The organism is Stenotrophomonas sp. GD03930 (assembly GCF_029839665.1).
Classification (GTDB): domain Bacteria; phylum Pseudomonadota; class Gammaproteobacteria; order Xanthomonadales; family Xanthomonadaceae; genus Stenotrophomonas; species Stenotrophomonas forensis.
Map to the genome: position 1 here is coordinate 809031 of NZ_JAOCAV010000002.1, position 20364 is coordinate 829394.

14 protein-coding genes are annotated in these 20364 nt (G+C 67.8%); 6 read left to right on the plus strand and 8 right to left on the minus strand.

The genetic code is table 11. The features are described from left to right. Nucleotides 1-70: 70 nt before the first annotated feature. Together N5C18_RS14370 and N5C18_RS14375 are read right to left on the minus strand one after the other, a co-directional pair. Nucleotides 71-268, minus strand: a complete 198-nt coding sequence (locus tag N5C18_RS14370; protein ID WP_279944863.1) for a hypothetical protein — start codon at nucleotides 266-268, stop codon at nucleotides 71-73. An 88-nt stretch (nucleotides 269-356) separates the two neighbouring features. After that, nucleotides 357-1034, minus strand: a complete 678-nt coding sequence (locus tag N5C18_RS14375; protein ID WP_053509170.1) for a response regulator — start codon at nucleotides 1032-1034, stop codon at nucleotides 357-359. A gap of 56 nt (nucleotides 1035-1090) precedes the next feature. On the opposite strand from N5C18_RS14375, the gene N5C18_RS14380 reads away from it, so the two are divergent. Then, a complete protein-coding gene (locus N5C18_RS14380; protein WP_279944864.1) occupies nucleotides 1091-1735 on the plus strand; it encodes a response regulator transcription factor in 645 nt (214 codons plus the stop codon). A 26-nt stretch (nucleotides 1736-1761) separates the two neighbouring features. Here the strand turns inward: N5C18_RS14380 and N5C18_RS14385 are convergent, their stop codons facing one another. Both N5C18_RS14385 and N5C18_RS14390 read right to left on the minus strand, forming a co-directional pair. Then, nucleotides 1762-5169 carry an ATP-binding protein gene (locus tag N5C18_RS14385; protein ID WP_279944865.1) on the minus strand — a complete coding sequence of 1136 codons (3408 nt, stop codon included), beginning with the start codon at nucleotides 5167-5169 and terminating at the stop codon, nucleotides 1762-1764. 32 nt (nucleotides 5170-5201) lie between these two features. Then, nucleotides 5202-7883 carry an ATP-binding protein gene (locus N5C18_RS14390; RefSeq protein WP_279944866.1) on the minus strand — a complete coding sequence of 894 codons (2682 nt, stop codon included), beginning with the start codon at nucleotides 7881-7883 and terminating at the stop codon, nucleotides 5202-5204. Nucleotides 7884-7927: 44 nt separating this feature from the next. On the opposite strand from N5C18_RS14390, the gene N5C18_RS14395 reads away from it, so the two are divergent. After that, on the plus strand, nucleotides 7928-8944 hold the full coding sequence (locus tag N5C18_RS14395) for a hypothetical protein (RefSeq protein ID WP_279944867.1): 1017 nt from the start codon (nucleotides 7928-7930) through the stop codon (nucleotides 8942-8944). A gap of 95 nt (nucleotides 8945-9039) precedes the next feature. Beyond that, the gene (gene pip / locus N5C18_RS14400; RefSeq protein WP_053509178.1) at nucleotides 9040-9999 is read left to right on the plus strand and encodes a prolyl aminopeptidase; all 960 of its coding nucleotides are present in this window, start codon (nucleotides 9040-9042) and stop codon (nucleotides 9997-9999) included. 9 nt (nucleotides 10000-10008) lie between these two features. On the opposite strand, the gene N5C18_RS14405 is transcribed toward pip, so the two are convergent. The 4 genes from N5C18_RS14405 to N5C18_RS14420 are packed head-to-tail and all read right to left on the minus strand — an operon-like array spanning nucleotide 10009 to nucleotide 16341. Beyond that, complete coding sequence (locus N5C18_RS14405) at nucleotides 10009-11370, minus strand: heavy metal sensor histidine kinase (RefSeq protein WP_279944868.1); 1362 nt, start codon at nucleotides 11368-11370, stop codon at nucleotides 10009-10011. After that, on the minus strand, nucleotides 11367-12056 hold the full coding sequence (locus N5C18_RS14410; protein WP_005413570.1) for a heavy metal response regulator transcription factor: 690 nt from the start codon (nucleotides 12054-12056) through the stop codon (nucleotides 11367-11369). The genes N5C18_RS14405 and N5C18_RS14410 overlap by 4 nt, the downstream gene beginning before the upstream one ends. Next, entirely contained in the window at nucleotides 12053-15166 is a 3114-nt protein-coding gene (locus N5C18_RS14415; protein WP_279944869.1) for a multidrug efflux RND transporter permease subunit, read from the minus strand. Before N5C18_RS14415 ends, N5C18_RS14410 begins: the two co-directional genes overlap by 4 nt. Continuing rightward, nucleotides 15163-16341 (minus strand): efflux RND transporter periplasmic adaptor subunit, encoded by a 1179-nt coding sequence (locus N5C18_RS14420; RefSeq protein WP_279944870.1) that lies wholly within the window; start codon nucleotides 16339-16341, stop codon nucleotides 15163-15165. Before N5C18_RS14420 ends, N5C18_RS14415 begins: the two co-directional genes overlap by 4 nt. A 250-nt stretch (nucleotides 16342-16591) precedes the next feature. Between N5C18_RS14420 and N5C18_RS14425 the strand changes: the two genes are divergently transcribed. From N5C18_RS14425 to mgtA, 3 genes are all read left to right on the plus strand, one after another. After that, nucleotides 16592-16897: a hypothetical protein gene (locus N5C18_RS14425; protein ID WP_053509188.1), complete on the plus strand. Its 306-nt coding sequence runs from the start codon at nucleotides 16592-16594 to the stop codon at nucleotides 16895-16897. Nucleotides 16898-17214: 317 nt separating this feature from the next. Further along, nucleotides 17215-17514 carry a hypothetical protein gene (locus N5C18_RS14430; protein ID WP_279944871.1) on the plus strand — a complete coding sequence of 100 codons (300 nt, stop codon included), beginning with the start codon at nucleotides 17215-17217 and terminating at the stop codon, nucleotides 17512-17514. Between the two features lie 63 nt (nucleotides 17515-17577). After that, nucleotides 17578-20337 carry a magnesium-translocating P-type ATPase gene (gene mgtA / locus N5C18_RS14435; RefSeq protein ID WP_279944872.1) on the plus strand — a complete coding sequence of 920 codons (2760 nt, stop codon included), beginning with the start codon at nucleotides 17578-17580 and terminating at the stop codon, nucleotides 20335-20337. The last annotated feature ends 27 nt before the right edge of the window (nucleotides 20338-20364 follow it).

Consider the following 20364-nt stretch of genomic DNA (forward strand, 5'->3'; position numbering starts at 1 on the left):
GGCGTCCACTCAACGGCACACCCTTCGGCACCGCATACGATGCCTTCCAGGGTCAGCGCCAGCTGTCTGACTAGTTCGAATTTTTCACATCATCATCACATTCATTGAACTGCTGCGCCTGCCAGCGCAGACGCAGGCGCCGGCGTTGTGCCGGGGACGCGTACAGGTAAGCATTGAGCAATTCGGTGAATCGCCGCTGCGCGAGGGGCGTAAGTTGCGAGAAACGGCACATCAAGGCTGCGATGCGTGCATCGAGCGAGCTTGGCACGGCGACTCCTGGGTGTGGATCAATAGGCCCTTTCACCGTATCTGTCGTGCCACACCAATCCATCGGACGATGTCTGATTGCCGCTGGATCAGTCGCCGTCATCGTGATCGACCCGACGCGCACGCATTGCCTGCGAGGCTGACACCATGCCGGTCTGCACGGCGTACTCGAAGATCTCCGCCGGGCGCTGCATGCCCAGCTTGCGCATGGCGGAGTGCTTCTGCGTGCTGATGGTCTGCCGGCTGCGCTGCAGTTGCGCGGCAATCTCGGTCTGGCTGAGGCCCTCGGCGATCAAGCGCAGCACCTCGGCTTCGCGTTTGGTCAGACGCGCCTCGCCAGACGCCGGCTGGGAGGCCAGCTGACGCTCGACATCGGCCGATAGATAGCCTTCGCCATTGCGCGCGGCACGGATGGCGCTGGCCAGTTCGCTGATCGGGTCAGCCTTGGCGACAATGCAGGCAACACCGGCCTTGCGGATGCTGGCCAGTACCTGGATACCGCCGACGCCGGTCAGCACCACCAGTGGGATTCCGGAGAAGCGGCGGCGCAGGAAGCCGAGCAAGGCGGCGCCGTCGCCATACTTGCCGCCGGGCATCGAAAAGTCGGTCACCGCGACGTCCACCGGCAACTTGCTCATAGCGTCAACCAATGACGTAGAATCCTCGGCGCCAGCGACCACCGTGATGCCTGGCTCGCTGCCGAGCGCTTCGCGCACGCCGGCCAGAATGACGGGATGGTCATCGGCGATGACGATGCGGATGTTCATGCTGCTTTCTCCTGGAAATGGTTCGCACCCTTGATGACGACCGGACGCCCGACCCCATGACCCAGCTGTCCATCCGCGTTGCGGTTGCCGACGATCACCCGGTGATACGGCTGGGCGTGCAGAGCGTGCTGGATGAGGCGCCGGCGCTGCACTGCATCGGTGCGGCGCAGGATTCGACCGAACTGCTGGCGCTGCTGCAGCGTGAACCCTGCGATGTACTGGTCACCGACTATGCGATGCCGGGCGGTACGCATGGTGACGGGCTGGCGCTGCTGGACTTCCTGGCCGCGCACTTCCCGCAGCTGCGTATCGTTGTGATGACCGGGCTGGACCAGCCCTCGCTGCTCAACCGGCTGGATGCGCACGGCGTGCATGGCATCGTCAGCAAGGGCGACGACCTGCAGCATGTGCAGTCGGCGGTAATGGCGGCCTACGCCAACCGCCGCTTTCTCTCGCCCAGCGTGGCCGAGATGCTGGATCGTCGCGAGCAGCGCCGCGTCACCGCCTTGTCGCCGCGCGAGCAGGAGGTGGTTGAACTGTTCATTGCCGGCCTGAGCGTGGCCGAGATCGCCAGGAAGCTTGACCGCAAGAAGCAGACCGTCAGCACGCAGAAGAACAACGCCATGCGCAAGCTGGGCATCGAGCGTGACGCCGAGCTGCTGACCTTCGCTGCCGACCTGGGGCTGAAGCCGCAGGGGTGAAGGCCGTGGCCGTATAGCCCACGCACTCACGACGGCTGCTCCAGATCACGCCGGTAGTCATCCAGCCGTGCCTGCAGCGCTGCCTGCAGCGCGTCGAGTGCTTCTTCGTCCACGGGCATCGCATCGCGCAGGTCGCGCTCGATGGCGCCGCACTGCTCGGCCAGGGAGTGCTCACCCAGCATCTGCAATGCCCCCTTGAAGGCGTGGATGCGCTCCAGCAGGTAGCTGGCATTGCCCTGCGCGCGGGCGTCGGCGATGGATTGCAGATCCTTGTCGCCGGTGTCGACGAAGATCCTGCGGATCGCTGCCGAAACCGTACGCGGAACCGGCTGCGTGGGCGGCTTGCGTTCAACCTTGCCGGATGACGATTCCCAGCGCGCCAACCCTGCCTCCAGGCGTTCCAGGTTGAGCGGCTTCAGCAGCAGATCATCGATGCCGGCTGCCAGGCAACGCTCGCGCTCACTGGCCAGTGCGGTAGCGGTGATCGCCACGATGGGCAGCGACTGGCCACGCTGGCGCAGTTCGCGCGCCAGCGCATAGCCATCCATCACCGGCATGTTGATGTCGGTCAGCACCGCGCGATAGCGTCCGTCCTGCCACTGGACCAGGGCTTCCTCGCCGTTCTCGGCGGTGTCCACCGCAAAGCCGATCTCTTCCAGCTGCTGCTGGATCAGCTCGCGGTTCACCGCGTTGTCTTCCACCAGCAGCACGCGCCCGCGGGCCTCGCTGGCCGCCGGCACTGGCGCGGGCGTGGCGGCAGGCGGGCGGCCGTCCACGCTTTCGCCGGGCCCCAGTGCCTCAAGCACGGCCTCGCTGGCATAGCTGCTGACCTCGATGCGGTCGCCACGTGCTTCCGCGCTGAGCGGGCCCTGCGCATGGGCGTGCACGGTGCGCGCGTAGCCCTGCATCAGCTGCAGCTCTTCCTCATTGCTCCACGCGCGGTGGTCGCCCACGATCAGCAGCGCGTCGCCGCCCTCGTCGCCGTTCTTCGGCCGGTCGAGCAGTGTGGTATTCGCCCCCCACGCCACCAGCAGGCGCTCCATCTCGGCACGCCATTCCGGTGTGCTGGACAGCACGGTCACCCGTCGGCCCAGCAGCGGCTGCATGGGCGGTGGCTGCAACGCCTGTACCTGCATCGGCAGCAGCAGGGTGAAGCTGCTGCCAACCCCTTCCGTGCTTTCCACCGACACCTGGCCGCCCATGGCCTGCGCGATCTGCTGGCACAGCGCCAGGCCAAGCCCACTGCCGCCGTAGCGGCGCGAAACGCTGGCGTCGGCCTGCTGGAATGGCTGGAACAGTTGCGCGGCCTGCTCAGGGCTCATGCCGATGCCGGAGTCGATGACCTGCACGCGCAGCTGAGTATCCCGGCCTGCCCCGCCCTGCATTTCTGCCCGCAGCAGGATGCGCCCGGACTCGGTGAACTTGACCGCGTTGCCCACCAGGTTGGTGAGGATCTGGCGGATGCGATGGGCATCGCCTACGCAGAGCTGGTCCACCGCCGCGTCCACGGTGAAGTACAGGCGAACGCCCTTGCGCAGCGCGTCGGGCGCGAACAGCAGCGCCACGCCTTCGATCAGGGGACGCAACGCGAAGGGCACGGGCTCCACGTCCAGCTGGCCGGCCTCGATCTTGGAGAAATCCAGCACGTCACTGATGATGCGCATCAGCGCGTCGGCCGAGAAGCGGATGCGGTCCAGGCGCTCGCGCTGCCCTGGCTGCAGCGGCGAACGGGCCAGCAGTTCCAGATGGCCCAGCACGCCGTTGAGCGGCGTGCGGATCTCATGGCTCATTGTGGCCACGAAGGCGGACTTGGCCCGGTTGGCCGCCTCGGCGGACTGGCGTGCGGCTTCGGAATCCTCGCGTGCGCGGCGCAGATTGTCTTCCAGCTCCACCTGCGCGGTGACGTCGCGCAGTGCGCACACCCACACCGGCTGTTCGTAATAGGTGGCCTGCGCCATGCTGATCTGCAGCTGGGTGGCGGTACCCGATTCGGCGGGAGACCACTGCAGTTCCAGCACTTCATCGATGCTGGCATTGCGGCCCAGTTCGGCAAGGCGCGCATACAGCGGCGGCAGCGTGGTGTCCTCGCCGGCTTCATGCACGGTCTCGACCAGCTGGCGTGCCGCGTCGTTCTGCAGCAGCGGTTCGCCGTTGCTCCGCGACAACAGCGCCAGGCCGATCGGCGCGGTGCCGATGATGACCCGGCTCAGCGCTTCACTCTCGTACACCCGGGACGCATCGGCCAGCGCCGGAGTGAAGACACGCCGGTCGATGCGTTGCAGCAGCCACCACAGCAGGCCGATGATCAGCAATGCGCTGAGCGCGCGCGCCAGCAGGTAAGGCCCCTGGCTGCGCCAGACATCAGACCAGTCGTAGACGTGGCCGAGCGTCCAGTCAACGCCCGGAAGCCTGCACGCCACCACGAACCGCCCGTGGCTGTAGCGACGCAGCGGCTGTGCGCCCGCGCGCCCCGCGTTGCCTGAGGGCAGTGTCATCAGCAGGTTCTGTTCCCGGCTGGTCAAGCCACCGGTACTGAGCACGACCTGCCGGTCTGCGGTGGTGACCAGGTAGCGGCCCTGCTCACGCGCTTCCAGCTGGGCCTTGATGGTGCCGATCGATTCAAACACCACGCGGCGGAAGTACGGGCTCGTGCCCTCGGCAAGGGTAACCATGCCGACCAGCGATGGCTGGCCGGTGAACGGGTTGATGTCATAGCGCGACAGCAGGCGCCCCTCGCGTGCGGCCTCGCGGATCGGGCCGGGCCGCGGCGGTACCTGGCGGACCTGCGCTTCTTCGTGCAGCAGCCGTGCAAAGGCCTGCTGCCGGGTGGCCACGCCCAGGGTCTGCAGCAGCTGGGATTCGTCACGGATGTTGGACACCGCCAGCAGCCGCCCCTGCGGCTCGTAGGCATAGACCAGCAGTGGCCCGGCGGCATTCTGCGAGGTGATCGAATCGGCGGTGTAGGCCGAGTAGATGTCGACCATGCCCAGGTAGGCGGCCAGCTCCTGTTCCGGCAACGGATTGTTCTTCAGCCCCAACACTAGCCACGGCACCGCAGTGCGTCCTTCGGCGCGCACCAGCACTTCTTCGCCCTGCGCGTGGAAACGCCCGGCCAGTGCAGCGCCGGTGGCAACCAGCCCCGGGCGCTGGTCGCGCCACAGCACGTCATTGCCGTTGATGGAGGTGGCGTAGGCACGATCACGCTGCAGCAGGTAGTACTCGACCGCAGCGCGTGCCTCGTTGAACGAGTGCCGTTCGCGGGCATGGAACTCCTCGACATCGGCGATGGAACTGACGATGGCGGTCAGCAGCACCAGCACGGTGATCAGCGCACCACCCCCGAACAGCAGCCGGCGGCGCAGCTGGCGCAGGTCGTCCAGGCGCGTGGCGGCCGCGCGCCTGTTGGGGCCATGCACTGCGTCTGAGCCTGCCATGACCGTGATCCTGAGGTGAGTGCCCATGCAATTTATCCGATTGCAGTACGGGCTGTCAGGCTGGGCGCTGGCGTCGGCAGGACCCGCTGCACGGCCTGGTACAGCGCATTGCTGGCATAGCAGGACACCATGGCGGTCTGCCCGTCCCAGCGTGCTCGCACCGGGCCATCGCGGCTGACCAGCACGCGCGGAATGCCGCGCTCGGCAAGGCGCAGCAGCTGGTCCGGCGCCGGTTCGAACAGCACGATGGCGGCCAGGCCGGCAACAGGCGGGGCGCCGTGCTCCAACGGGCTGAGGTACTGTACCTGCGCGCCCCAGTCCTGCAGCCGCCGCCCCAGCTCGTCACGCCAGGGCCCGGCCGAGGCCAGCAGGCCGATCGAGTGACCCTGGAGGGGCACCGACGGACGGACACTGGGGGTGCCCAGCAGCGGCGCCTCGGCGATGAAGCGACTGCCGACTCCCTGCGTGCTTTCCACCCAGATTCGCCCGCCCATGCACTCGCACAGCTGCTGGCACAGGGCCAGGCCCAACCCGGACCCGCCGAAACGCTGCAGGATGCTGGCATCGGCCTGCACGAAGGGTTGGAACAGGCGCGCGCATTCGTCAGCGCTGAGGCCAATGCCGGAGTCGGTTACTTCCAGGCGCAGATGGCTGCCGCCCTCGCCGCGCAGGCAGGACACGCGCAGCTGCACCCGCCCCGAAGCTGTGAACTTCAATGCATTGCTGGCCAGATTGCGCAGCACCCGCTCGATCGTGCCCATCGGGGCGACCACCGCGGTCGGTACACCCGGGTCCACCACGCAATCCAGCTGCAGGCCCTTGGCCTGCGCCACCGGGGCATACAGCAGGGCCACGCGTTCCAGCATCGCCACTGGCGAGAAGCGCTCGGGGTGCAGCGCCCACTGCCCGGACTCGATGCGCGACAGGTCCAGCACGTCGGTGATGACGTCCATGAGCGCATCGGCCGACTGGCGCAGGCGCAGCACCCGTTCACTGGCCTCGGCCGGCAGCGGTGCACGGCCCAGCAATTCCAGATGGCCAATGATGCCGTGCAGGGGCGTGCGCAGTTCGTGGCTCATGGCCGCCACGAAATTCGATTTGGCATGGCTGCCCGCCTCGGCCTCGGCCCAGCGCACCTGCTCGTGCTGTATCGCACGTACGTGGTCGCTGATGTCCTCCACGATCAGCAGTACGCTGCCCGGCCAGCTTCCATTGCCACAGTACAGGCGCGTGCGGTGGAACAGGCGCTGCCCATGATCGAGCACCTGCGGCAGGTCCTCGCTGACGGTGACCGGGCCGTTGCTGAGGTCGGTCGTCGTCACCGCAGCCCGCAGCCGCCGGATCAACCGCGATCCGGTGGCCCGGTCCATGTCCTGCAACGGGCCATTCCAGTCCTGGATGTCGCCGGTGGCCGCATCCATCAATGCCACGCCGACCGGAACGTGTTCCAGCAACAGGCGCAGGCGCCGATCACGGGCATAGATCGCCTTCACCTGGCGAAGCGCCGGCGAGTACATGCGCCGATGCAGCCACAGCAGCAACCCCCACAGCAGCACCAGTCCCGCCAGCAGCATCGCCGCACTGCTCAGCAGCATCGGGGTGATGCCACGCAGGATGTCTGCCCAGCAGTAGGTTTCCACCAGCGTCCACGGCGTCCCTTCCACCGCCAGTGCAAGGGTGAAGCGGCCATTGTGGTAGCGCGCACGGGTGGCATCGCCGAGCAGCACCCAGTCGCGATCAACGCCAGGGCCGTGGCGTGCCGCTGCCGGCTGGTTGGCGCACAACAGGCGCAGGCCGCCACGATCAAGCAGCGACAGGTAGCCCTGGCTGTTGCGGGCCAGCAGGGCCTGCAGGCCGGCAACCGGTTCATAGGCGACGAATGTGGCGAACGGCCGCCCTCCTTCGCTGGCCTGGAACACCGACACCAGCGACGCTTCGCCACTGATGGGGTGGCGCCCGAAGGTTCGCCGCGGCTGATTGCTGCTGGCGACACTTTCCAGCAACGGCATCTGATCGACGCTTGACGCGGGTGCCAGAAGATGCGCCGGCGCCCGCAGGTGCTCGAACACCTCGGCACGCGACGTGACCGCCAGTGCCTCGCGCAGGCTGCGCTCGGTCAGGCCCTTGTCCAGCGAGAGATACTGGCCACTAGGATCGAAGAAATAGGACACACTGGCGGGTTCGCCGTCGTTCGGCGTGCTGGTCAGCCGCTGGATCAGCGAGACGGCCGCGCTCAGCTCCAGGTAACGCTCCAGCGTTCGCGGCGCCCACGTGGTGGTGGCCAGGCCCAGTGCCATCTGCGGCTTGCTGGCGTCGTCGGCCACCACCACCAGGCGCTGGTCGCCCTGCAGGTAGGCCGTGCGCAGCGCCTCCGGGCTGTCCTGGCCAAGCTGGATGTTCCGGCCCCACGCGTACTCGGCCATGTTGGCCAGCCGTGCATAACTGGCGTCCTGCCGGCCCAGCTGGATCTGCAATGCGTTGTGGGCACGGCGGAATTCGGCGATGCGGCGTGCTTCGTAGCTGTTCACCTGCACCACGATGAGGGTGACCAGCACGCTGATCGACAACAGGCTGAGCACTGCGCCGCAGGCCAGCATCAGGCGCCGTGGGTAGCGCTTGAGCGCCGTCAGCTCGCCCGCAGCCGCCGCGCCCGCCTTGGTACGGGTACGCAGGCGGCGCAGGGTATCTGCAATGGAAGGGGCGACGGACGTCATGGCGGTCGTGTTCCGAAGCGCCTGATGAAGGCTGGGTCATCAGCATGGAAGCTGCCGCCCGGCGCAGATGTAGGACGATGTCCAAAAACGGGTCCATGAATGACGCATTCATCCGCCATCGAGATTTCGAACTTGTCCGCTGTGTCGCGGCCTCCCAGCCCGCCATCCTGCCCCAGAACCAGAGCGGGAGTGCGGCCATGCAGGGAAGGAGGATGCGAGAGCGCCTATGGGCGCTGAAGCTGATGCTGGGCTACGCCTGCCGGCGCGCCGGTTTGCGGCTTGGCGTGCTGGCATCACGCCTGTTGCCCGGCTGGCTGTATCCCTGGCTTGCCGAACAGGCCTTCACCTGGCTGGGCCCGATGCTGGTGGCGCGCCGGTTCACCCTCCTGCGCGCACGCGTGCGCGCCTCAGGGTGTACACAGGCGGAGGCTACCCGATGGACAGCGCGTGCTCTTGCCCGCGCCTGGCTGCGAAGGGTGCGCCGGCACCGACTGCTATCGCTTCCGCACGGCGAACTGCAACGCCACCTGCGAACGATGGCCTGGCACGACCCGCATGGTCTATGGCCCGCTGCCGGCGGCCGCCGCGGCGTGGTCTGCCTGCTGCCGAGCGGCGACGCCGAACTTGGGCTGGCCGCGGCATTGGATCGTCCAGGCGCCCCGGCGCACTACTTCGTGCACTGCCCCCATCACGAGCAGTCACGCGCATACCGCACGCTACTGGCCTTGCAGCGCGTGGGGCACCGGTTGGACGTGGATTGCGCTGGAACGCGCGGCATGGCGTGGCGCCAGCTGCGGCGCGGGGCCAGGGTCTTTACGCTGCTGACCATGAATGACGTGGCCTCCAGTGATGCAGTGCCGGCGCCGCTCCGACTTGCACGCCTGGCCGGCGTGCCGGTGCTGCTGCTGGGGCACCGTTGCAACGGGGCCGGTGCCGGCACGCTGCATGTAGTGGGCGAATATGCGGGCGCGGCGCTGGATGCCGGGTCCCCACGGCTGCTGGAATCCGCTCGCCGCTTCCTTCGCGCATCGCCCCATGACTGCCACGCCGCGGTTGCCTGAAAGCCGACGGCCATCCTGCGATCAGGTGCGACACCTGCGTACCGGCTGCCACGGCGGGAGGTATGCTGGCAGGCCCTGCTTGTGAGACACCCGTCATGCGCATCCTGTACCCGGCCATCGAGCCCTACCGCGAGTTCACCCTGGCGGTGAGCGATCTGCACACCCTGCACATCGAGGAGTGCGGCACGCCGGACGGAATACCGGTGGTGTACCTGCATGGCGGCCCGGGCGCCGGCATTTCACCGACCCATCGCCGCTTCTTCGACCCGGCGCGCTACCGCATCGTGCTGATCGACCAGCGCGGCAGCGGGCGCTCCACGCCGTTCGGCGAGCTGCGCGACAACACCACGCAGGCGCTGGTGGCCGACATCGAGAAGGTGCGTGAGCATCTGGGCATCGAACGCTGGCTGGTCTACGGCGGCTCGTGGGGCTCGACGCTGTCGCTGGCCTATGCGCAGGCCCATCCCGCGCGTGCGACCGGCCTGATCGTGCGCGGCGTGTTCCTCGGCCGCGAGATCGAGAACCGCTGGTTCGCAGAGGCCAGCGGCGGTGCGCGCTGGATCTTCCCCGAACGCTGGGACCGCTACGAGGCCTATATTCCAGAAGGCGAGCGCGCCGACATGATCGCCGCCTACTGGACGCGCCTGGACAGCGCCGATGAAGCCACCCGCATCGAAGCGGCACAGGCGTGGCTGGGCTGGGAGGACAACGCCGCCACCCTGCAGCACGATGTGGACGCCGTATCCACCGATGACCCGCTGGACACGCTGGCGAAGGCGCGCATCGAGGCGCACTACTTCCGTAACGGCATCTTCCTTGAAGCCAACCAGCTGCTGCGCGATATCGACCGCATCCGCCATCTGCCCGGCGTGATCGTACAGGGCCGCTACGACATCATCTGCCCACCGCGCAGCGCCTGGGACCTGGCCAAGGCATGGCCGGAAGCACGCCTGGAAATGGTGACCTCGGGCCACAGTGCGAACGAGCCGGCCACGGTCGACGCGCTGGTGCGGGCCACCGATGCGTTTGCCGACCAGTACGGCCAGCGCAGCTGAGCCACAGCCTCAGCACATCACCGTGAACCCCACCGTGGTCAGCCCATTGCGGCTGGCCACGAACACGTCGCCGCCATGCAGCATGGCGATGGCCTTGACGATCGACAGGCCGAGGCCGTGGTGGCGTTCGCCCCGGTACTCACGGGCCTGGTCCACGCGATAGAAGCGCTCGAACAGCAGGGGCAGGTGCTCGGCAGCGATGCCTGCCCCCTCGTTCATCACCGCGATGCGCGCGCCCTCGCCTTCGGCCTGCAGCTGCACGCGCACCTCGCTTCCGGGCCGTGCATGCTGCACGGCGTTGTGCAGCAGGTTGGTCAATGCCCGCCGGAACAGCGACGGGTCGATGCGTGCGGTGGCGTCGCCTTCGATGTGCAGGGTCAACCCGGCATCCTCGAACAACAGCTCGAGGAAATCACCCGCGGCCGCCACTTCCTCGGCCAGCGCAACCTGACGGGTCTCCATGGCGATGTCACCCTGCCCGGCACGCGACAGGAACAACATGTCGTTGACGATGGCACGCAGCCGTTCCAGTTCTTCCAGGTTGGACTGCATCACCTCCTGCAGCTCAGCGTTGTCGCGCGGCCGCGACAGCGCCACCTGCGTCTGGCCCATCAGGTTGGCCAGCGGCGTGCGCAGTTCGTGGGCGACGTCGGCGTTGAAGCCGTCCAGGCGGGTGTAGGCCGCTTCCAGCCGGTCCAGCGCGCCGTTGAACGCGCCGGTCAGGTGGCCCAGTTCTGCCGGCAGGCCGTCGGCCGCCAGGCGCTGCGACAGCCGCTGTGGACTGAGCGAGCGCGCCTCGTTCGAAAGCGCGCGCAGCGGTGCCAGCCCCAGGCGCGCGATCCAGTAGCCGAGCCCGGCCACCAGCAGTACGCCCAGCACCCCCGCGACCCACAGCGCCACCACGAAACGCTGCAATGCATGCGTGTACGGAGCGGAATCGATGCCGATCCACACATCCACCGCCGGGCGCACGCCCTTGCCTGGCACGTGCTCGTAGAGGGTGCGCAATGGGTGCTCGCCTATCCGCTGCAACGTCCCCATCCCCGCATCGCCCTTGGCCGGTGGCCGCACCTGCGGACGCGCGGTGCCGATCCGGAAGGTCGGATCATCGCTCCACGCCCAGACCAGCGTGTCGCGATCACCGGAAATCAGATTGCCGACCTTCTCACGGACCTTGGTCCAGCGCTCGCGGGTATCACACATGGCCACGCTGCCGCTGACCGCATGCAGCTTGGTCTGCAACTCGGCATACTGATATCGCTCCACCTGGCGCTCCAGCACGCCGTACACGCCGATGCCCAGCAGGGTGAACACCAGCAGCGCAGCCAGCGCGAACATCGCCGACAGGCGCTGCGCAATCGACATCCTCATCGACCGTCACCCTCATCGTCGCGCACTTCCAGCACGTAGCCCATGCCGCGCACGGTGTGCAGCAGCTTGCTCGGGTACGGGCCATCGAGCTTGCTGCGCAGCCGCTTGATCGCCACTTCCACCACGTTGGTATTGCTGTCGAAGTTGATGTCCCAGACCTGGGCCGCAATCACCGTCTTGGACAGGATCTGGCCGCGTCGCTGCGCCAGCAACGCCAGAAGCGCGAATTCCTTGCCGGTCAGGTCCAGTCGCGCGCCGTCACGATAGGCGCGTCGTGCCAGCAGGTTCACCTGCAGGTCGCCCACCTGCAGCTCGGTCGGCTCCTGCTGGCGCCCACGCCGCACCAGCGCCTGAAGGCGCGCCAGCAGTTCGATGAACGAGAACGGCTTGACCAGGTAGTCGTCGGCGCCCTGCCCCAGCCCGTGCACGCGATCATCCACGCGGTCACGCGCGGTCAGCATGATCACCGGGGTCTGCTTGCTGCGACGCAGTTCGCGCAGCACGTTGAAGCCGTCCATGCCCGGCAGCATCACGTCCAGCACGATCACGTCGTAGTCGAACTCGCGCGCGAGGTGCAGGCCGGTCACGCCGTCGGCGGCCAGATCCACCGCCCAGCCCTGCTCGCCCAACCCGGTGCGCAGGTAATGAGCGGTCTTGCTCTCATCCTCGACGATCAGCAGTTTCATCCGGGCTCCGTCAGCGCGGCGCCTGCCGCTGCCCTGCGCTCACGTCGGCGCTGCAGGAACAGCCGGTCCAGGGCCAGGTAGATCACCGGGGTACTGTACAGGGTCAGCACCTGGCTGATCAGCAGCCCACCCACCACCGCCACGCCCAGCGGCTGGCGCAGCTCCGAGCCGGTACCGAAGCCGATCATCAGCGGAATGGCGCCGAGCAGTGCCGCCAGCGTGGTCATCATGATCGGGCGGAAGCGGGTCAGGCAGGCCTCATGGATCGCCTGCATGGGTGTCAATCCACGATTGCGTTGCGCATCGAGGGCGAAGTCGACCATCAGGATGCCGTTTTTCTTGACGATGCCGATCAGCAGCACGATGCCGATCAGCGCCATGATCGAGAAGTCCAGGCCCCACAGCCACAGCATCAGCACCGCACCGATACCTGCCGAAGGCAGCGTTGACAGGATGGTGAGCGGGTGCACGAAGCTCTCGTAAAGCACGCCGAGGATGATGTAGACCGCCAGCAATGCGGCCAGGATCAGCATCGGCTGGCTGGCCAGCGACTCCTGGAACGCCTGCGCGGTACCCTGGAAACGGCCGCTGATGCTGGCAGGCATGCCGATCTGCGCCTGTGCCTGCTCGACCAGCGTGACCGCCTCGCCCAGCGAGACGCCCGGCGCCAGGTTGAACGACAGGTTCACCGCCGGCAGCATGCCATTGTGGCTGATCGACAGCGGACCGTTGCCCGGCGGCTGCACCTGCGCCACGGCCGACAACGGCACCATCTGCCCGGTCAGCGGCGAGCGCAGGTGGAAGTAGGACAGCGCGTCGACCTGGCCGAGCAGGCCCGGTGCGATCTCCAGGATCACCCGGTACTGGTTGGTATCGGTCTGGAACTCGTTGATCTGGCGCTGGCCGAAGGCGTCGTAGAGCACCTGGTCGATATCGTTGGCGGTGAGGCCGAAGCGCGCTGCGGCGGTGCGGTCGATCTGCAGCCGGGTGACACTGGCGCCCACCTGCTGGTCGTTGGACACGTCGCGCAGCTGCGGCAGGCCGCGCAGGCGCGTGGTCAGCTGTTCGGCCCAGCGCGACAGTTCGCGGCTGTCCTGCCCGCGCAGGGCGTACTGGTACTGGGTGCGCGACGGACCGGCACCGAGGTTGATGTCCTGCGCGGCGCGCATGTACACGGTGATGCCGGGCACGCTGGCCATCTTCGCGCGCAGGCGGTCGATGAAGGCGTGCACGTCCACGTCGCGGTCGCCGCGGTCCTTGAGGATGAACCAGAAGCGCCCGTTGGACAGGGTCTGGCTGCCACCGGTCGCGCCCACCGCATGGTTGTAGGCCAGCAACGCCGGATCTTCGGCGGCGATCTTCGCCAGCTGCTGGTGCTTGGCCGCCATGTCCTCGAAGCCGATGTCCTGAGCCGCTTCGGTGGTGGCAATGACGAACGCGGTGTCCTGCAACGGGAAGAAGCCCTTGGGAATCATCACGTACGACGCCACGGCCACCGCCACGGTGGCGCCGAAGCCGAGCAGTATCAGCCGTGGATGGCCCAGCGCCCATTGCAGGCTGCGGTCGTAGCCGGCCAGCAGGCGCCCGGCCAGCGTGTCCTGGCCGTCGCGGTGGGCCGGCATGCGCTTCATCAGGTGCGCGGCCATCATCGGCGCCAGGGTCAGCGAGGCCACGATGGAAATCAGGATGGCCGCGGTGATGGTCAGCGCGAACTCGGCGAACAGGCGCCCGACCACGCCGCCCATGAACAGCAGCGGGATGAACGCCGCGATCAATGACAGGCTGATCGAGACCACGGTGAAACCAATCTCCTCGGCCCCCTTCAGCGCGGCCTCGATCGGCCCCAACCCGGCCTCCCGATGACGATGGATGTTCTCCACCACCACGATGGCATCGTCCACCACGAAGCCGACCGCCACCACCAGTGCCACCAGGGTGAGATTGTTGAGGCTGAAGCCGGCTACATACATGGCAGCGAAGGTGGCCACCAGTGCCACCACCAGCACCGCGCCGACGATGAGCGTGGCCGACAGCTGGCGCAGGAACAGGCCCATCACCAGCACCACCAGCACGATGGTCAGCACCAGGGTCACTTCCACTTCGTGCAGCGAGGCGCGGATGGTGCGCGTGCGGTCGTTGAGCACCTCCACGTCGACGCTGGCCGGCAGGTTGGCACGCAGCTCCGGCAGTGCGGCCAGCACGGCGTCGGTGGTGCGCACGATGTTGGCGCCCGGCTGCCGGCTGATGATCAGGCCCACGCCCGGCTGCCCGTTCGGCCACGCCTGCACGTAGGCGTTCTCGGCACCGTCGACCACCTGCGCGACGTCGCCCAGCGTCACCGGCGAGCCCGCGCGGTAGGCCACCACCAGCTGCCGGTAGTCCTGCGCATCGAACAACTGGTCGTTGGCTTCAAAGGTGGATGTACGCTGCTCGCCCATCAGCGCACCTTTGGCCTGGTTGAGGCTGGCGTTCTGGGCCACCCCGCGCAGGTCGGACAGGGTCATGCCCATCGCCGCCAGCCGCTCCGGCTGGGCCTGGATGCGGATGGCCGGGCGCTGCTGGCCGACGATGTTGACCTCGGACACGCCACTGATCTGGCTGATCGAGCGCGCCAGCCGGCTTTCGGCCAGATCGCTCAGCTCGGTCATCGACATCTGCGCCGACACCACGCTGAGCACCAGGATCGGGCTGTCGGCCGGATTGACCTTGCGCCAGGTCGGCAGGTTCGGCAGGTCGCTGGGCAGGCGCCCGGCGGCGGCATTGATCGCCGCCTGCACTTCCTGCGCGGCGGTATCGATGTCCTTTTCCAGATCGAACTGCAGCGTGATCGAGGTGCTGCCCAGTGCGCTGGTGGAGGTCATCTCGATGATGCCCGGCACACCGGTCAGCTGCGTTTCCAGCGGCGTGGCAACCGCCGACGCCATGGTGTCGGCGCTGGCCCCGGGCAGGCTGGCATTGACCCGGATGGTGGGGAATTCGGCCTCCGGCAGCGGCGCCACCGGCAGCCGTGGCAGTGCAGCCACGCCGAGCAGCACCACAGCCAGGGTGAGCAGCGTGGTCGCCACCGGGTGCCTGACGAACCAGCTGGACAGCGAGACACGCGCACTCATGGGGCGGCCCCGCCCTTGGCAGCCAGTACGGCCGGTGCGGCGGCTTCAGCGACGATCACACCCGGGCGCAGGCGCGACTGGCCATCGCGCACGATCACATCGCCCACGCGCAGTTCTCCCTGGACCGCCACCTGCCCGTTCTCGGCCTCGCCGACGCTGACCGGCAGGACTTCCACGCTGCCGTCGCCGAGCACGCGATAGACGAAGCTGCCGTCCACACCGCGCTGGATGGCCGCCGCCGGCACCACCAGGGCGCCGGTGCTCTGGCCGGTGCGCACGCGCACGCTGACCAGCTGCCCGGGCCACAACCGATCATCGGCATTGGCAAAGCGCGCACGCAGGCGCACGGTGCCGGAGGTTTCCTCCACCTGGTTGTCGATCACCTGCAGGCGGCCTTCGGCCAACAGCTGGCCACCGTCGCGGTCGAGCGCCTGCACCGCCACTTCACCGGAAGCCAATGCCTGCCGCAGCTGCGGCAATGCGTCCTGCGGCAGTGCGAACACCACCGAGATCGGGTCGGTCTGCTGCACGGTGACCAGCCCCTGGGTATCGGTGGCCCGCACCAGATTGCCTGGATCGACCTGGCGCAGGCCGATGCGGCCGTCCATCGGCGCCAGGATGCGGGTGTACGACAGCTGCACCTGGGCGGCGTCCACCGCCGCTTGGTTGCCGTGCCCGGTCGCCTGCAGCTGCTGTACCGTCGCCGCCTGTTGTTCCAGCATCTGCCGGGAGACCAGCTGGTCGCTGGACAGGTGCTGCAGGCGGGCGAGGTCCGAGCGTGCGGCATCCAGCGTAGCGCGGTCACGCACCACTGCGGCCTGCGCGCCGCCCAGATCAGCGCGGATCGCGCGATCATCGATGCGGGCCAGCAGCTGTCCCTTGCGCACCTTCTGGCCTTCCTCGAACAGCACCTCGGTGAGCACGCCATCGACCTGGGGCCGCAGCACCGCGCTCTGCAATGACTGCACCGTGCCTACGCCGCTGCGCCAGTGCGCCACATCGCGCTGCTCCACGCGACCGGTGACCACCGGCACCGGTGGCGGGGTGCTGGCGGGCTGCGCGTCACCCCGCGACACGCCATGGAACAGCATCACCAGCGACAGCACCACCAGCAACAGCGCACCCAGTGCGAGGTGGCGGCGACGCATTCGTGCGGACAGGAAAGGAATTCGCATGCGGGGAGTCCATACCGGTGCCGGCGCGGGGGCTGCGCGGGCCTGGTGCCATCCTTACCGGTAGCCTCCGGCGCCTGGCTGTCGCCTGCCTGACAATTCCGTCAGCTGGACGTCCTTAGGGCGTCCCGTGAACGATGGCCCACCCACGTGCGCGACCACCGGCCTTCTTCGCGCCTCCCTTACGGAGCGGTGCCGATGATCCGGCCATGGGCGCCACGCTGGCGATCCCACACCCTCCCAGGAGTACGCCATGACCGGTTTCCGCTTCGTCCCTGCTGCCCTCGTGATTGCCACCGCCCTGCTGCTGGGTGCGTGCTCCAGGCCACAGGAGGCCAGCAAGGCCACTGCGGCCGAAGACGTCACCGAAGTGAAGCTGCTCCCCGCCTATGAATCCCTCGACAAGGACAAGGACGGCATCGTCACCCTGGCCGAAGTGGATGCAGTCGCACCGGACTGGGCCGAGCGCCTGCACACCTGCGATACCGACCGTGACCAGAAACTGAGCCGCGGCGAATACGACGTCTGCAAGCAGACCGCGCCTGCGGCCGCGCATTGATTCCCGGCGCCGGCGCGCCTGTGCGCGCGCCTGGCCGTGTTGGCCGCGCACGCTCCCCCGCCCACGGCTATACCAAGGTATAGCCGGGCTAACCCACGAGCCTCTAGGACTGCCCCATTCAGGGGCGGACAATAGCGCCACTGGCCAGGGCAACCCTGGCCGGCACCCTCCCCTCATGGAGACGCAGATGGACCCCGACCCTGCCGGGCGCGACGCGCCCCGGATGCCTGTTGCCTGTTCCTGGCGCCTGCCCGCTGGTCCCTGCCTGCCTGAGTGACGGGGGATCGCCAGGTGCCGCCTGCCTGGAGATCGCCCCCATGTCCTACAAGATCCTCTACATCACCCTGCGCCGCCTGATCGGTGAGCGCGATGTTGCCGCCCTGCGCAACCAGCTGCTGCAGCACGGCCCGGTCATGTTCGCCCGTTCGTTGTCGCTCGGCTCGCCACGCGTGGTGGCCGACGCGCTGTCGCTGCTGCCGATCAGCGAGCGCATCAACGTGCTGCGCCACCTGCCCTACCCCCTGCGCGATGCGATGAAGCCGCTGTGCATCGGCGGCAGCCAGCGCCTGCACATGCAGCCGTGGTCGCCGGCGGTGCTGGCGATGCGCCACGCCTGACCTGTTCCATCCGTTCCGTTCGTGTTCCGGCCCCGGCCGGCTCTGACATTCGAGGAGAGTCCCATGAGCCTGCTCAACGCCTGGTTCAACGCCTTCCTGCGCAGCCGTCGCGCAGGCAACCTGTTCCGCCGCCGTGCGATGCCCGAAGCTGGCTTCGGCCCGGGCAGCGCCGAAGCGGCGCCGTTCGCGCTTACCACCGGCCTGGTCACCCTGGCCCAGCAGCCGGAAGCCGAGCTGCTGGCCACGCTGGATTCGCATGCCGATGGCCTCAGCCCGCACGAAGCCGGGGAGCGACTGGCCACGCTCGGCCCCAACGAGGTTGATCACGAAAAGCCACTGCCGTGGTGGCGCCACCTGTGGCAGTGCTACCGCAACCCGTTCAACCTGCTGCTGACCGTGCTGGCGGCGGTGTCCTGGCTGACCGAAGACCTCAAGGCGACGATCGTGATCGGCGCGATGGTGCTGCTGTCCACGCTGATCCGCTTCGTGCAGGAGGGCCGCTCCAACCGCGCGGCCGAACGCCTGAAGGCCCTGGTCGGCAACACGGCGCGGGTGCTGCGCCGCAATCCAGGTACCGAGGCCGCCGACGTGGCCGACCAGTACTTCGGTGCACACCTGCACAGCCGCCGCCCGGCGCGCCTGCTGGACCTGCCGATCCGCGAACTGGTGCCCGGTGACCACATCGTGCTGTCGGCCGGCGACATGATTCCGGCCGACTGCCGAGTGCTGACCGCCAAGGACCTGTTCGTGGCGCAGGCGGCGATGACCGGTGAATCGCTGCCGGTGGAGAAGTTCGCGCACCCGGGCGATGGCCTGGCCGGCCTGCTGGAGCAGCACAACCTGCTGTTCATGGGCACCAACGTGGTGTCCGGCACCGCCACCGCCATCGTTCTGGCGACCGGCAACCGCACCTACTTCGGCACCCTGGCCCAGCGCAGCACCGCCACCGACCGTGCACCCACCGCATTCCAGGCCGGCGTCAACAGCGTCAGCTGGCTGCTGATCCGCTTCGCGCTGGTGATGGTGCCGTTCGTGCTGCTGATCAACGGCTGGACCAAGGGCGACTGGACCGAGGCGTTCCTGTTCGCACTGTCGGTGGCAGTGGGGCTGACCCCGGAAATGCTGCCGATGATCGTCACCTCCACCCTGGCCAAGGGTGCGGTGCTGCTGTCGCGGCGCAAGGTGATCGTCAAGCGCCTGGACGCGATCCAGAACTTCGGCGCGATGGAAGTGCTGTGCACCGACAAGACCGGCACCCTCACCCAGGACAAGATCGCGCTGGAACGCCATACCGACGTGTTCGGTCACGATTCGGAGGACGTGCTGGCGTTTGCCTACCTCAACAGCCACTTCCAGACCGGGCTGATCAACCTGCTCGACCGCGCGGTGCTGGAGCACGTGGAGCTGCAGAGCTCGCTGCGGCTGTCGCAGGACTACCACAAGGTGGACGAAATCCCGTTCGACTTCGAGCGCCGCCGCATGTCGGTGGTGGTGTCCGAGCGCGAGGATCATCACGAGCTGATCTGCAAGGGCGCAGTGGAGGAGATGCTGGCGGTATGCAGCACCGTGCGCGAGAACGGCCAGGACATGCCGCTGGATGACGCGCGCTTGGCGCGCGTGCGGCAGACCACCGAGGAACTGAACGAACAGGGCCTGCGCGTGGTGGCGGTGGCGATGAAGGAAACCGCGGCCAGCCGGACCGCCTACTCGCAGGCCGACGAGTGCGACCTGACCCTGGTCGGCTACGTGGCCTTCCTAGACCCGCCGAAGGAGTCCGCCGCGCAGGCACTGCAGGCGTTGGCCGCGCATGGCGTGGAGGTGAAGGTATTCACCGGCGACAACGAACTGGTCACCGCCCGCGTCTGCGCCCAGGTCGGGCTGGACGCGGACACGATCCTGACCGGCCCGCAGATCGAGCGCATGGATGATGGCGCACTGTCGCGGGCGCTGCATCACCATCGCGTGTTCGCCCGGCTGACGCCGCTGCACAAGGAGCGCCTGGTGCGCGAGCTGCGCGCACAGGGCAAGGTGGTCGGCTTCCTTGGCGACGGCATCAATGATGCGCCCGCGCTGCGTGCGGCCGACATCGGCATCAGCGTGGACAGCGCGGTGGACATCGCCAAGGAGGCCGCCGACATCATCCTGCTGGAGAAGAACCTGATGGTGCTGGAGGAAGGCGTCATCCAGGGCCGGCGCACCTTCAACAACATGCTCAAGTACATCCGCATGACCGCCAGTTCCAACTTTGGCAACGTGTTTTCGGTGCTGGTGGCGTCGGCCTTCCTGCCGTTCCTGCCGATGCTGCCATTGCAGCTGCTGGTGCAGAACCTGCTGTACGACATCTCGCAGATTGCCATTCCGTTCGACAACGTGGACGAGGAACTGGTACGCAAGCCGCTGAAGTGGAACCCGGGCGACATCGGCCGCTTCATGGTGTTCTTCGGGCCGATCAGCTCGATCTTCGACCTGACCTGCTTCGCCTTGATGTGGTACGTGTTCGATGCACGCACGCCTGCCGACCAGGGCCTGTTCCAGTCCGGCTGGTTCGTGGTCGGCCTGCTGACCCAGACCCTGATCGTGCACATGATCCGTACGCCGAAGGTGCCGTTCCTGCAGAGCATCGCCGCGCCTCCGCTGCTGCTGATGACCGGCCTGATCATGGCCATCGGCGTGGCCCTGCCGATGAGCCCGCTGGCCGGCTACTTCAAGCTGCAGGCCCTGCCGGCCGGCTACTGGCCGTTCCTGGTGGCGATCCTGTTCGGCTATGCGGTGCTGACCACCGCGCTGAAGAAGTTCTACATCCGTCGCTACGGCTGGCAGTAAGCGCCGGCCGCCTTGTCCAGGGAGAAA